Annotated in this window: 6 protein-coding genes; 5 read left to right on the top strand and 1 reads right to left on the bottom strand. The window is 42.2% G+C overall.

The genetic code is table 11. The features are described 5' to 3' along the window. The first annotated feature begins 7 nt into the window (after positions 1-7). Entirely contained in the window at positions 8-10,237 is a 10,230-nt protein-coding gene (locus IP485_RS07715) for a VCBS domain-containing protein (RefSeq protein ID WP_320159126.1), read from the top strand. 250 nt (positions 10,238-10,487) lie between these two features. After that, positions 10,488-11,606: an L-dopachrome tautomerase-related protein gene (locus IP485_RS07710; protein WP_198326750.1), complete on the top strand. Its 1,119-nt coding sequence runs from the start codon at positions 10,488-10,490 to the stop codon at positions 11,604-11,606. A gap of 279 nt (positions 11,607-11,885) precedes the next feature. On the opposite strand, the gene IP485_RS07705 is transcribed toward IP485_RS07710, so the two are convergent. After that, a complete protein-coding gene (locus IP485_RS07705; protein WP_198326749.1) occupies positions 11,886-12,317 on the bottom strand; it encodes an Lrp/AsnC family transcriptional regulator in 432 nt (143 codons plus the stop codon). Between the two features lie 168 nt (positions 12,318-12,485). Between IP485_RS07705 and IP485_RS07700 the strand changes: the two genes are divergently transcribed. The 3 genes from IP485_RS07700 (at position 12,486) to IP485_RS07690 (ending at position 16,298) form a co-directional block, all read left to right on the top strand. After that, the gene (locus IP485_RS07700; protein WP_198326748.1) at positions 12,486-13,586 is read left to right on the top strand and encodes an ornithine cyclodeaminase; all 1,101 of its coding nucleotides are present in this window, start codon (positions 12,486-12,488) and stop codon (positions 13,584-13,586) included. Positions 13,587-13,835: 249 nt separating this feature from the next. Then, a complete protein-coding gene (locus IP485_RS07695) occupies positions 13,836-14,795 on the top strand; it encodes an arginase (protein WP_149492222.1) in 960 nt (319 codons plus the stop codon). 99 nt (positions 14,796-14,894) lie between these two features. Continuing rightward, positions 14,895-16,298, top strand: coding sequence for a YjiH family protein (locus tag IP485_RS07690; RefSeq protein WP_198326747.1), 1,404 nt, complete (start codon positions 14,895-14,897; stop codon positions 16,296-16,298). Positions 16,299-16,472 lie beyond the last annotated feature (174 nt).

Below are 16,472 nucleotides of genomic sequence, written 5' to 3'. Positions count from 1 at the left end.
CTACACCGTGAAAATAGACAATGTCCCAGTGACTGACGTCACCGTTGACATCACTTACACCTACACCAACAGCCAGACCGGTGACATCGAAACCAACACCCAAACCGTCACCATCTTGGCTGGTGCCACTGAAGCAAGCTTCACCGTTGATACGATTGACGACTTACTTGCGGAAACTGACGAGAACTTCACCGTCACCATCAGTAACCCTCAGGGCGGTGGCCTTGAGTCCATCGTCATTGATGACACTGCTGCCAGCGTAGTCACTGGCATTACTGATGGTACGCCTACTGCTGAAGACACGGTCTATGCCGTTATCACAGGTGATGAGACAGTGACCGAAGGCGATACTGCAGACTATAGTGTCAGCTTAAAAGACAATGATGGTAACCCCGTCATCGTCACTCAAGACACCGATGTCACCGTCACCTTTAACAATGGCAGCACCCAAGACGCAGACACCGAATATAACAATGCCCAAACCATCACGGTCACCATACCCGCGGGCCAGTCGAGCGCCGCGCTTAACGTTGACACCATAGATGACTATCTTGCCGACGATGGCGAAAACTACAGCCTCACCATCACCAGTGTTGGCGCCAACGAATTTGAAGCGGTTGACTTTAGTGACGAGGCGACCAATACCGTCACCACCACCATCGACAGCAACAATGCAGGCGACAGCGCGAATGAAGGTGGACTTGATAGCAATGATAGTGTGTATGTCAAACTAACCGGCGATGACAGCCAAATAGAAGCAGACGATGCTGTACTGACTCATACCTTATCACTTGTGGATGCTGACGGTCAGCCTGTCGAATTACCTGTAGGTGGCAGTGTCGTGGTTAATTTATCTTATCTTAACGATGAGACCACTGCGGCTGATTTTGATGCGAGTAGCAAGCTGACTACGGTGACGTTTAATGCCAGCACTGGTAATCAAATCATTCTGACCAATACGGTATTAAATGATCAATTAAAAGAAGGTGTCGAGAATTATCAGCTAGCAATAAGCTCTGTTGATGGTACCAATAGTGGCTTTGAGTCTGTCAAAATTGATACCCAAAACAGTGCCACAGGAGAGATTGTCGATGACGTTGATCTAAAACCTGATGTCAATACTGTACAGGAAGATGGTGTTTTAACCGCAACTGGCAATGTACTAACCAATGATGAAATCGGCACTGAGTCATCTGTCAGCTTACAGAGTCAACCTAGCGATGCAAATGATTATGGTGCGCTGACTCTAAATAATGACGGCTCGTACACTTATATTTTAGATAATGATAGTTCTACAGTACAAGCCCTTGCCCAAGGGGAGGCAATTGACCAAGTATTTACTTATAAGGTGGGTGAGGTTACTCAAATCCTAACAATCACCGTAACTGGTACCAACGACGCGCCAACATTGGATGTCTCTGGTAATAGTAATACCACTGTCAATTATGCAACGGCTTACCAAGAGGGCGGTGTTCCCGTTGCTATCAGTGATAGTAGCGCTATTGCCGACATTGATAATAACGATACGATTGGCAGTGCACTTATTGTATTAACCAACTCACAAATAGGCGATTTAATTGCCATTGATGAAGGTGCTCTACCGGCAGGTATTGCAGCCACATTGTTAGGAAATAGCCGCATTGAATTGAGTGGGAATGCAAGCTTAGCTGACTACCAGTCTGCTATTGATGCCATCACTTTTGCCAATACCTCTGCTACGCCTAGCGAAATAGACCGTATCATTGAAGTGACAGTCACTGATATAAATAATGCTGATAGTAATACAACGACGACGGTTATCAGTGTGGATGCGACGCCGCAAGCAGTCGATGATATTGCTCAGGTTACTGAAGGCGGTAAAACCATATCGTCGAATACCACTTCCCTAAATTTACTAACCAACGATGATTTGGGTACGCCAAATACAACCATTACGTCATTCACATATTTAGATGAAAATGGCATTAGTCAAACAGGAGTAACAGGCTCTGCAATCGATACTCAATATGGTTCATTAACTATTAACGCAAATGGCACGTGGACATACACATCGGATGATACATCGGATAATCTAAATGGCATTATCGATAGTATCTCTTATACGATTACAGACGCCGATGGTGATACCAGTACCGCTGATTTTAATATCACAGTGGATGACACGCAGCCCACGGCACTTATCCCTGAAGTTACGCTGAATGAAGATGATCTAACTGGCGGTACCGATACGACGCCTGATGCGCTACGAGCGACGCGTAACCTTGGTATCACTAAGGCTGCAGATGACATCAGCGATGTGGTATTCACTGGTGTTACCACAGCAGGGCTAGAGGCCTTAGCGCTTGAGTCCAATGGTGAGCCATTGACTTACCAGGTGAGCAATGGCGGTCATACGGTGGTTGCTAGTAGTGCCACAGGTAATAGTGTGTTTACCATTACTTTGACCAATCCCACAGATAGCACTGGAGATACGCAAGCATTTGTATTTGAGCTACAAGGTCAGCTAGATCACACTGATGGAGTTACAATCACTTTACCTGTCAAATATGAAATTCAAGACACAGACAGTGCTACGGTGCAAAAATTTAATGTCAATATCGAAGATGATAAGGTACTGGCTAAAGATGATACACCTGTAAGTGTGGTCGAAGGCTCGTACGTTGATGGTGATGATAGTACGTTACTTACGGGTAATGTGATTGATAACGATAAAGGTGCAGATGCGGATTTAAAAATCAATAACTTTACTTATTTAGATAAAGACGGAAATGCGGTTGAAGATTCTACCGAGTTTGGGGTGGATCTTGAAACGCCGACAGGTATCTTAACGGTTAATGAAGATGGCAGCTGGACGTTTGCCGCTAATAAAGCGATTGATAATCGTGACCCTGCGCCTAACCTACAAGACGATGGCTCATTTAGTTATACACTAATCGATGCTGATGGTGATGTGTCAGATGCTGCTGAGCAGTCCATAAGCGTGACAGACACCGTACCCATCATCGAAAGCGATGAAAGCGTCATCTTAAAAGAAGACGAATTGTTCCCTAATTCGGGTACTGCTAGCACTTATGTGGCCAAAGTCGAATCCGCATTTACGGTCACTGGCAATGAGGATAATATCTCTGATATTTACTTTACCGTTGCCGATGGTACTTTAATAAACGGCCGTTTCCAGAGTAGTGGGCTACCGCTTTATTATCGCTATGCTGAGGTCGATGGCGTAATAGATTATAGTACCCTATATGTATCGACTACCCAGCGCGGCGAGCTGATTGCGGACACGGTCGATAACCCTAACAACAATGTCATATTCAAAGTGGAAATCAATCCTGAAGGCTTGCCCTATACCAGTGCAGACGCCCTGACTTATACCGCCACCCTCTATGATACGATCAAACATGACAATATCGATGCCGATAATGACGGTAGATTAGACAATATTATATTTGATCTCGATTATGCGGTGGTCGATGAAGATGGATCGATAACTGAAGATCAATTCGATGTCGAAGTAGAAAATAGAGCATTTGATGAAGATATTAATTTCACTATCAATGAAGGGGATTTTGGGGATGTCACAGAGGATGAAAATGTCTCCCCAAATGGCAAAGATGCCTTATTGATCAATGCCGCTGAAAACTTCGATGGTGGTATAGTCACCATATTGAATTATGATCTATCGTCATCGATAGATTTGCAAAGTGGCGATTTGATTTATATTGATGTCAACGGCAATGCCAGAGACGCCAATGGTCTGTATACGGCTGAAAACCCAGCCGTAGTCGGTAGTTTAAGAAACATCGGCAATGGACAAATCGAGTTTAATCCAGAAGAGAACTACTCTTCTATCGCGACGCCAAATGATAGAAATGTAGGCACGGCAGAAGCGCCTACAGGTTATGAGCAGACACCTGATTCGTTTGATCCTAATTATAGTGTGATGTTTAACCTGCGTGCACAAGTTGGGGGACAAACTTTAACCAGCAAAATTAATATCGAAGTAGACCCTGTTGCTGATGCGCCTATTATCATTATTGACGATACTGAAGTTGATATCGTTGATGGTGTTTATACCAACTATGTTGAAGAAGATTCATCGACACAGCTTGGCTTTATAGCACCAATCATTGGTGATAATGGGGTTGAGGCAAGTACGGATCTGAGTATCTATGATCCAAATTATGTGAATGGCACTAAGCGCGAGAACGATGATGATATCAATGGTGGATCTGTCGACCGTAGTGAACGTTTTGGGGCGATTACACTAAGCGGATTGCCTGAAGGTGCCCAGCTATTTTACATTGATGGCAGCGGCACTCAGCAGATCATTATTGCCCGCACAGGAGATGATGGTAAGGTCACGATTAAACTCACCGATGGCACTCATATTGCCGATAGTGAATTTACGGCTGATGTTGAGATGACAAGTGCCCAATTTGAATCATTAATTGTCTCTCACCTAGAGCAAGATGCCACTAACTTTACAGTGACCATGAGTGTCACTGAGTATGAAGTTGATGAAAATGGCGTCCCTTATCCGCTAGAGCCTAACGACTCCAGTAGTGCAGATCCGGATGGGAGCTTGATAGCAGAAACCACATCAGTGGATATGCTCATTGATGTGCAAGCGGTGACAGATACGACGGTTATCGATTTAGTAGAACCTGTGGCTCTCCCGCCTGGTACGACTTCTATCACTCTGTCAGACGACCCCAATAATGGCATTGACAAAAACGACACGATCAATGCGGTTATCGACGAAGACAGCAGTTTAGATTTGCAATCTGTGTTGAATGAGACATTTGTAGATACCGATGGCTCAGAGCGGTATTGGTATTCTATTGAAGGGCTGGCGGAACTAAATGGTCAGGTAGTGATGGTCAATGGTACTAGCTATACCGTAACTAATGGCACAGTCACACTGCCAAGAGCGCGGGTGACGGATGATCTGGACCCAAGCTTTATCTTTACGCCCCCAGCAGATTTTGCAGGTGTGATTGAGGCAACGCTTACGCTAAATACGCTAGACCGTGATGCAGATTCTGCAAATATTGCTCCAGCCATTCAGACCGAGAAAACTTCTGTGCAATTGAATATAACGGTCAATCCCACCATCGATGTGACAGCTGTGAATCCACAGACAGGGGCTGAGGATACAGCGATTGCTCTATTTACAACGAATGATGCTGGCGATTCAGTCTTTACCATTACTGATAAAGATGGTAGTGAGGAATTCTCTAAAATAGGTATCTCGCAATCCTCTTTGGACGCTAGTGGCGGTACGGTATTGGATGAAAACAATCAAATAGTTGACTTGACCACGCTTGCAACTGAGACGATAGATGGCGATATTTACTATATCTTCGGGGATAACCTAAGTAACGTTGCAGGTTATACCATCACGCCGCCAGCGCATAGTAGTGCTGATATCAGCTTAACCTATTTTGTAGAGACTACTGATGGTTCAGTCGATAGTGATAACCCTATTACTGACAATGAAACTTTTGATGTCACTATTAAGGTCACTCCAGTGGCTGAGAGTGCTGATATCGATAGCGATGGTGACAATAGCAATGATGTCACTCTCAATTCAGGTCATACCTATGATGTACCAGTATTTGAAGATGGAGATGATGATGGTGTGAGCAGTTCTGCGCCCGTCTGGTACGACTTATCAACTGATGCTGGCTTTAATTTACTTAATGGTTGGTCAAATGAAGACGATAGCACTGACTTTGGTAAACCAAGCCATAGCGCAGTTAGTATCGATTCAGAAGAGACCTTTGCCCGTCTGACCGTTCAGATTAGAGCTGAGAACGGTGACTGGGTCAACGCTACCGGTGCTCAATTCCGTTATGACATCGCAGGTGAGACGCAGACTGTCACAGCAGGTACTAATGGTGTAGACGTACCAGTGGCTGGGCTTAGCAGCTTGGCATTTATTCCGCCTAATAATTATTCAGGGGAACTACGTATTCAAGAGCAAGCGGTCACCATCGACTATGATGAAGATGATGATACCGCAATAGATAAAGTCGTATCTGGCGAGTCTTTTCTTTACCTAACTGTGACGCCTGTTGCTGATGATGTGCTGCTTAGTGTGCAACCTGCTCAAGGAGTGGAAGATGCGGGTAGATCTAATGGTAATCCAACTGGTATAGACGGTTATACGCCAGATGACACTATTGACAATCCAAGTGGGGGTATCGAGCTTAAGATAAAAGCACAGTCCAAAGATACAGATGGTTCTGAAACTTTTAATATCACCATTAATGGGATACCAGATGGTGCCTCTCTCTATGTGTGGGATACTGCTAATGGTGCAAACGGCGGTTATGTATTGATCGACCAAAACTATGGCACAGTCAATGATATTGCCACGGTAGATGTAGATAATGCTGATAATATATGGTCGGTCACGCTCACCGATTATCAGAACGATAAAGTGCCGTTGTTCATACCGCCATTGAACAGTAATGAAGACTATACGTTGCTAGTCAGTGGTGTGTCAGTAGATGGCGCGGACACCAGTGAGCCTAGCACACCATTAGCATTACCTATCAAGATTACTACAGTCGCGGATAAAATCCTCAATGACGAATTGAATGAAGTTACCTTTGATTATGGTGGTCAAACCTCTGAGAGCTACGCAGTCATTCTTGAAGAAAGCGACTTAGATGCTGCTGATAATGAGATAGTCTTTAGTACTATTTTTCAGACACCAATGGATATCAGATCCTATGACAATGATGGCTCTGAAGTCGTGACCTACGTGATTACTGGCCTCGACGATAGATTTACCATGCAAGGAGCAGACGTAACCTTTATCGGTGGTCAAGGTGCCGCCAGACAGTGGGTTGTGACGGATGAAGCGATCAATAATGGCGAGATAATTCTCAAAACCGAAGACAACTTCGCAGGTGAGATTAACTTCAATATCAAAGGCGTCAGTACGGAGAGAACAGGCGGTAGTGAGGAGAGTCAAAACAACCAGCCCGTACAGATATTTGTTAAGCCGGATGCGCTTGATAATGATGTGGTCAATCCTACTGCTGAGCAGAATGAAAACGAGTCTGTCACGTTAGACTTTGAGCGCGCCTTTAGGCGTACGGATAACACAGATAATTGGACATCAGGCGTTGAAGAGCTAAAGAGTGTGGCTATCAGCTTGACTGACCTTGATGCACTGGGCGTTCAACTCACTGTCGGTGACGTTGTTATCACAAGCTCTAACCCCGAAGTTGATGCTGGGTTTTATACCATCGAGCGCGATTCAGACGGTGCGTTACCTGTGACTAGTATCATTGCTATTGCAGCTGATCCTGCCAGTGCTGAGTCTAAATTTGTCAATCATCAATCAGGCAATGATGTCTATCAATTTGGCATCAAATACACAGTGACGGATACCGTCAGAGCTACGAATAATGAGACGGCAGATATCGTCTATCAGACGACATCAACCCGTGAGACGGACTTCGTTGTAGACGTGTTGCCTATTACTGATGAACCATCATTGGTCAATCTTGCTGAGATTAAGACTTCAGAGACCATTGATATCGTTAACCTTGATGCGGCTGATGATGAATTTATTAAAACTGTTACTCTTACCTCACCAGACTTAGATGGTTCAGAGGTGTTTACACGAGTGCAAGTAGACGGTGTGCCTGATGGTATTTTGGTGCAAGTGGATGCTAATGGTAATGGTACCTTCGTCGAAGCAATCAAAGCTGGTGACACTTGGTACGTCGTCTTTGATGATGAAACCATCAATACGTCTATTACGGCGAGCGTAGATATCAAGTTCAGTGTAAAAGCGGGTTATGATGTAGATAATGCAGAGAACGTACCTATTACGGTTACCGCCTATAATCAAGATGCACCTGATGTTGAGCAATCAGCACAGGCAACCTTTGCGTTGACGCTCATTACGGGTATGGATGGTGGTGTGGAAGAGCCTCCTGTGTTAGTAGCAGATCTCATCGTGAAGTCCATAACCTTGACTGAGGATGGAGCCGGTCAATCTTTAGATAACTTTATCACTGGCACACTTAATCAGGTGGCTTATGACAACCAGACGTCTGCACCGATATCATTTACCATCGCTAACTTGCCTGATGATGTGGTGTTAGAATCGTCTAACGGGGTCTCGTTATCCAAACAAGGCAATACATGGTTGATCAGTGGCAATGTAACCAGTGATAGTGATATTGCCGAGTTACTGTCTAATATTAGTATTATTCCCACCAGTGATTACAGTACAAACAACCAAAGTGAGGCAGTTATTTTAGATATCTCATTTACAGCGACTGACAGTAATGGTGACTCTGACTCTGAGGCTGTGACAGTAGATAATCAAGGCACTAATGACAGCACATTGATTGTGCTGCCCATTACCGATTACTTCGAGTTCCATGAAGACGATCCTACCGTACCAGAGAATGATGATAATATCGTGATAGCAGAAGATGAGACTAGGACATTAACGTTAGAGCTGACCAAAACTGCTGATGTAGGTAATGTCGAAGTTATCGATGGTAGTGTCTATCTTCGGTTCACTAACAATGCCAGCATCAACGGTACGCTTGAGGACTCTAACGGCGTGCCTTTAGCTACAGTCACTAACCCTGTAGGATTGCCTGTAGGGGAGTATTTTGTATTGCCAGTAGGCGCAGACAATCCTGCGTCTGCTAACTTCAATTTCGTTCCCGACGCAAACGAAGATGGCGCGACTGTGATTGAAGCGTATGTAGTGCATAAGGAAACGACAGATATCCCAGATCATGACACAACCACGCTAGTATCACGCAAAGACTTTGAAATCACTGTGGAAAAAGGCCCTGATCCTTTGCTATTCGTCGTCAATGAGGCCGCGTCAAACTTAACTGTAGATGAAGATCAGGGCGAGATCGGTGCCGATACTGATATCAATGTCGTTAGTATCGTGTATGACACCGTACAAACTGATGAAGATGATCAGCCTGCGACCTTCATACTTAATAATGTCAATGATAACTTTACCGTATACTATGTCAATGATGGTGGAGATATCGTCATAGCCAACAAAACAGGGACAGGGTCGTGGAGCTTGCCAAGTACCGAGACAAATCCGACGCCTGAAATATTTATCCAAGCACCAGAGAATTATAGCGGTACGAGTAGCGCAGTTATTTCAGTATTAAGTACAGACGGCCTACAGGGTGACACCACGACCGTAGATCTAGTATTTAACCCAATAGCTGATGGTGTTGAGTTAACCCCGCAAAACTCAGCTGGCAAGGCCTATACATGGGTCGAGTTAAATACCAATGCTAAGATGGAAGACACCGATGGTAATGGTATTGATGAAGGGGGCAGTGAGACATTAACATTGACGATTACTCCTGAAGATGACAAACCCTTCGACGAGTCCATGCTATTTAGGATTGGCGACACAGGAGAGGTCATCGGCTTACGTAATGCCGATAACGATGGCGATGGGGTATCTGTTGAATTTGTAGGGGGTAGCTATGTATTAAGTGGTGTGCCTAGCAGTAGTATTAACGATATACAGATTTTGTATCAAGCGTATAACGGCACCATCACTTATACAGGCAAAACTGTCGAGACCTCAGACCCTGAGCAAGTTTTCTCTAGCGAAGAGATCAAAACTGCGGATCTGAACCTGAGTGAGTCTGTCGCTATCGAAACAGGGGAGCAGAACGACACTATCATCACCACAAATAGTAGCACTACTGTAAACTCTGGTGCAGGCGATGATAGCATCACTGGCGGCGCTGGTGATGACTTCCTCGATGGCGGTACTGGTGTCAATACACTAATAGGCGGCGCTGGCAATGATACGCTAGTATTCTCTGCTGACAATACCTTGATGGATGGTGGTGATGGTATTGATACTCTACTGATCAATGTGGATAATACTACTATCGATTTTGGTGACTTTGATAGTAGCGTGATTAATAACATGGAAATAATTGACATGACTGGGAATGGTGCGCAGTCATTGATTAATCTCAGTACTAGTGACGTCATCGCCATGACCGACAGCAATAATGAGCTATTTATTAACGGTGATAACGGTGATAACGGTAATAACGGTAATAATGGTGATGAGGTATCTTTGACCGCAGATTTTGTGGCGCAGCAAGTGTCTGATCAAGCAGACTACACTCAGTATCAAAGCACCATAGATCCAACGGTTAACTTATATATCCATAGTGACATCACCATACTATAAGCAAGATGGTTTAAAGTTGATTGCTTTAGGATTTATTGATTTGCTATCTACTCTTTAAACGATAAGAAGCCATAATTTATTATGGCTTTTTGTTATGTGAAAGTACGAGGCTTATAGATTGGTTAATTAATTTTTGGCGATCTGACCTATGCTGTCAAATCCGTAAAAACCCTATCAACCTCTTCACTTAAAGCAATCATATTAGAGAAAGGGGCTATTACAGGCCTCTTTAAATATTCAGGAATTCACGATGAAAAATATTTTGATTATTGGATTAGTCGCTACTGTCCTAGCAGGATGTAGTTCATTTGAGCGCGACACTATGTCCGTGACGCAAGTAAAACCCGTGACGAAAGTAAAAAGCGACGTTGCGACAGTGGGACAGATAGAAACCGTGATCGGTTTGCCTATTCGCCCAGGCAATGTCATGGCTACTAGCGATGGTCGGGTGTTTTCTACCGTGCATCCGAACGACGGTGAGCAGGGAGTGCAGTTATTTGAAGCGACTGACGCCAACACTTATAAGCCTTGGCCTTCAAATAAGTTTCAATCACCTAAAGGCCAATATGGCGAAGCGACCATTGATACGCCACTAGGTATCACCAAAGACAATCAAGGTGGATTATGGATTGTCGATATGGGTCAGCACATCGGTAAAACTCGTGTTTGGGGCTTTGATATTAAAACCGGTGCATTAATTAGCAAAATCGATATACCTACAGATATCGCACCAAAAAATAGCTTTGTGCAAGACTTAGTGGTTGATAGAAAGAACGGATGGATTTATTTGGCCGATATTCCCAATCCAGCCATTATTGCCATTGATATGAACACCAATGAAATACGTCGTTTTGGCAATCACGTTGCTTTACAACCCGAAGCTGGCGCAAAAATGGTGATCAATGGTGTGGATATCATGCTAGGGGGTCAGCCGACAAACAATGGCATAAATCCGATCACGATGTCAGCTGATAATAATACGATTTATTTTGGCGCGATGAATGGTAAATCTTGGTATAGCTTAGATGCTACCTTATTGAGAGCTAAAGCCAGTGATAAACAGATTGGCAATAGCATTATCCGTGTCGGTGACAAGCCCGTATCTGATGGTGCTACTACAGACAGTCATGGAAACCACTACTTTACCAACTTAAACGATAATGGCGTAGATGTGCTTAATAATAAAGGGCAGCTAACCTCGTTGGTACGAGACAGTCGATTTGATTGGCCTGACAACGTGTCTTTAGATACCAATGGCTGGTTATACGTTGCGGTAAACCAATTACATAAAACACCGCCGTTCACTGGCACTGTCGATCAAGGTCAGCCACCTTACCATATCTATAGAGTGTGGGTAGGGAAGCACTAATTCGAATATCCGTTATCTTTTAATTTTACAAAATGATTTTAATAGATGAGCACCATTAAAAATGGTCACTGTTGCTGTGGTCAGCATCACTTTTTCCAGCAATGTAAAGCTGATTTAAGAACTATGACTATGAATTGATACAGGCGGATATTTTCTGCTACTGCCTATATATTACAGGCACAAAAAAGCCCCAGTCATCAGATTGGGGCTTTTTAAATTTGGCTAGTAGGCTAAGCGCGACTGACACCGTATCCAGTTTAGCAGTTCGCTGACTATATATTACAAACTCGAAAGCAGAACACTGGTTTCGCTATTCAGAATGCCATCAATCTCTCTGACTTGACGCAGCACTTCGTCAAATTCTCTCAAGCTTGTAGTGTGTATCTCTGCAACCAAGTCCCACGCCCCATTGGTTGTATGTAGCTTAATCAGTTGCGGGATACCTCGTAATTTCCTAATCACTTGTGACGTAGATTTTCCTGTTACTTCAATCATCATCATCGCTTTGACAGTCTCTTTATCTAGTGCTTCATGCACTCGAATCGTAAATCCTAAAATAGCACCGTTGTGAATCAGTCTGTCCAATCTGTTTTGGACAGTGGCACGAGAAACTTTGAGTTTTTTAGCAAGGTTTGAGATGGTTGCTCGACCATCTTGTCGCAGTTCAGATATCAGTTCGCTATCTAAATAGTCATAAGTGTAATACGCCATAAAAATGCTTCCTTCATTGAATTTTTACATTATGCTAAGTAGTACTTAACAATATGTCAAAAATACGCCCATATTTAATAACTTATTGACATTTTAACTGACAATTATAATTGGTAGCATATTAATTGTCGGTTCAACAAACAATATTCATGAAAAGGAACAGCATTAATGTCTAAGTTTATCGTATCACCCAAGGAAGGCGTGCCATTCGTTAGTGTACAAGCGATGGCTAAAATGATTCATGATTATGGCGTTGAGCAATGCATTACAGATCTAGTGGATGCTTTAGAGCAAGATTATCTTCGCTGGGATCAATTTGAAAAATCTTCTCGCTTTGCTTCGCATTCAAAAGACGGTGTCATCGAGTTGATGCCAGTGAGCGATGGAGAGATGTTTGCTTGTAAGTATGTTAATGGCCATCCCATCAATACCAAACGAAACTTACAGACCGTGGCGGCGATGGGTATCTTGTCTGACGTCGAAACTGGCTATCCTATTTTACTGACAGAGATGTGTATCCTGACGGCATTGCGTACGGCTGCCACCTCAGCTATGTTGGCCAAACATTGTGCGCCAAAAGGCGTTACAAAACTGGCGTTAATAGGAAATGGCGCTCAGTCTGAATTTCAAGCATTAGGCATGAAAGCCATCATAGGTATCTTAGAAGTTCGTTTGTATGATATTGATCCAGCGGCATCACAGAAAACGGCTGATAACCTTGCAGACTCAGGTTTGAACATCATTGTTTGTCGCACGTTAGAGGAAGCTGTTTTAGGGGCAGAGATTATCACTACCTGTACGGCTGATAAAACCAATGCCACTATTTTACGAGACGATATAATCACAAAAGGTGTTTATATCAATGCGATAGGCGGTGATTGTCCTGGCAAAACAGAGCTGGATAGCAACATATTAATGCGAGCAGATCATGTGATTGTGGAGTTTGAGCCTCAGACACGCATTGAGGGAGAGATTCAAAATCTATCAAGCGACTTCCCTGTTACTGAATTTCATCGCATCCTCAAAGGTGAAGTGCAGGCTCGAACGTCAGCGGATGATCTCATCGTGTTTGATGGTGTTGGTTTTGCCTCAGAAGACTTTACGGCGTTGGTCTTTTTACGCGACTTGATCAGAGAGCAGGGAGGGTATGAGGTCTTAGATCTGATACCGCAACAAGCTGACCCTAAAAACTTATATTCGGTAGTGAAAGGCCAAAGCAAAAATCATAGCCTAGTGACGAATGAAGCTGAATCTGTGGCTATGTCATAAGTGATTAATACAATCGCTATTCATACAACAGCAATTAATACAAGAAAATGATAAACCCTTCTCATTTTTTATAAGGTTTAAAACCAGCATCGTTTTTTAAAAGTTTATCTATGTTTTTCAAGGCTCTTGGACAGTTGTGGATATGTTTATTACGTTAAATCTATCTGCTAATTTTCAAGAGCTTTAGTATATAAAAATGAACTTAACTTAAATGATGTAAAAATTATTTTATTTAATAGAGACAAAATCATGACTGATATGATGAAAAATATAAGAATAGTAGAAGTTTATTCAGATATTGCAGGATATAAAAAAGGCGCCTCTCTAGGCATTGATGCATTAAAAGCATCATCAAAAGAGCTCAATGCAGATTATTTTGAAAAATTGCAATTCGACAGTATTGAAGATGATAGCAACAGTGAGGGGGAATCACAATTTGCGCATGCAAAGTATGCTGATGTGATTGAACCGATTATCTCTAAATTAGCACATAAAATAAAAGATATAAGAAATGAGAATAAATTTCCCATTGTCTTAGCCGGAGATCATTCTAGCTGTGCAGGAACGATGCATGGCCTAAAAATGGCGCATCCTGATGCTGAAATCGGTGTGGTCTATATAGACGCACACGCTGATTTTCATTCGCCCTATACCAGTGGATCAGGAAACATGCATGGCATGCCTTTGGCGATGGCTTGTGCCATTGACAATCTAGAATGCCAGCGCAATGAGCTTTCTGAAAAAGAAAAAGAGTATTGGGAAAAATTGAAATTTATGGCATCAAGTGAACCCTCAATCAAGCCAGAAAACGTGGTTTTTTGCGCCGTTAGAGACTATCAAGAAGAAGAGATGGATTTAATTAGAAGACATAAAATCCCTTTATATAGCGTTGCTGAGATTACTCAAAAAGGCATCAGTTCCACAGTAGAGGAAATCTTCAAAAAATTAGAATATTGCGATCATATCTATGTCTCATTTGATGTTGATAGCGTTGATCCTTTATATGTGCCAGGAACTGGTACGCCTGCAATGAATGGTCTGTCATACGAACAAGCCATGCAACTTAATATAGAGCTAATCAAAAATAAGAAAGTATGCTGTTGGGAAATGGCGGAAATCAATCCTTTGTATAACAATTCAAAAGATGACTCAACCAGAATATTTAAAATTTTAGAAAAAGTTACACAGTCTCTTTTAAAGAATTACTAATATTAAATATTTTAAATAATTTAAAGCATCTAGCCTAAATATATTTATTGCAAATATTTATTTAGGCTAGTTAAAAAATGGACTGCGAGTAACAATAATATGGACATTATTAAATCTAGTTCTTCAAATCAAGATGTTAGCAGTATCAGTACCAGACAGTTCTTAAAATTTTTTATACCCTCTATAATAGGTCTGTTGCTCTTCGTATTTCCAATCCCCTATGTAGATGGTAAGTTTGTATCATATGCAGAAGGATTTACCATTCCTATCTCTGTGCTAAAGGATTATATACAGGGTTATATGGGTAACCTTTTGCCACTGTTTGTTGTAATCTCTATTATGATTACACTGTGCTGTACGCTATATACTAAGGTCATGAAGCCTTCATTGATTCTAAACAATACCTTTTTAAACAACTTACTGAACGTCACAACACCTTGGCTTATTATTAGAATGCTTGGTGCATTTTTTGTTGTCGTTACCTATTTTAAATTTGGTTTTGAGGCAATATATTCAGATAGTATCGGTGGATTGATATTATATGAGTTAATGCCAATACTTTTTATCGTGTTTTTCTTAGCTGGATTATTGCTACCACTACTGCTTGATTTTGGCTTATTAGAGTTCTTTGGTGTTTTATTAAGTAAAGTAATGAGACCTCTATTTGGTTTACCCGGTAGGTCCTCTGTAGATTGTTTGACGTCATGGTTGGGTGATGGCACTATTGGCGTGTTATTAACTGATAAACAATTGGAAGGCGGATTTTATACCAAAAAAGAAGCAGCCGTTATTGCTACCAGCTTTTCAGCAGTTTCGATCACATTCTGTTTGGTTGTCATTTCTCAGGTTAAGCTAGAAACCTATTTTCTCAATATGATTGGCGTGGTTGCTTTATGCGGTATTGTTTGTGCCTTAATCGTACCAAGGTTATTTCCCTTATCTAAAATTGACGATACGTATGTAGTAGAAAATAGTGATAGAGATCATGAAACCATCCCTGAAGGAAAAACGTTATTTACCCACAGCTTACATAAAGCGGTTCAAAAAGCAGAAAAAAGTCCAAGCTTTTCTACTTTCTTAAATGATGGGTTAAAAAATATTTTGGATATGTGGATCGGAATATTGCCTGTCGTTATGGCGATTGGGACGATGGGCCTAATCGTTGCAGAAGAGACCCCTGTATTTGATTATTTAGGTATGCCGTTTATCCCACTCTTAGAGTTATTGAATATACCTTTTGCGGTAGAGATGTCAAAAACCATTATGGTAGGTTTTGCCGATATGTTTTTGCCTGCGATTATCGGTTCTTCAATAGAATCAGAGTTGACTCGATTTGTCATCGCTTGCTTGTCAGTCTCTCAGTTGATCTATATGTCGGAAGTAGGTGGGTTGATTCTAGGAACCAAAATTCCAGTGAGCTTTTTTCAGTTATTAGTCATTTTCCTATTAAGAACCATTATCTCATTACCTATTATTGCGATATGTGCGCATATGATTTTCTAATAGTATTAAATTGCAATTTTTGCTTCGCAAGAGGATTTTTTGAAAGTTAGCTACACCAATCCTGAGGAAAAGATTAGCAGCAAAAAACCACCTATCATGAACTGACCCCCAAATGTTGGACGGTTTAAGTTTATTTCAAGGACTGAGTTCTGTATTGCACAGGACTCAGTCCTT

Origin of the sequence: Psychrobacter sp. NG27, from assembly GCF_016106655.1 — a bacterium.
In the GTDB taxonomy this organism is placed as follows: domain Bacteria; phylum Pseudomonadota; class Gammaproteobacteria; order Pseudomonadales; family Moraxellaceae; genus Psychrobacter.
Note: the sequence above shows the minus strand (reverse complement) of the source record. Positions and strands in the feature narration are given on the sequence as shown.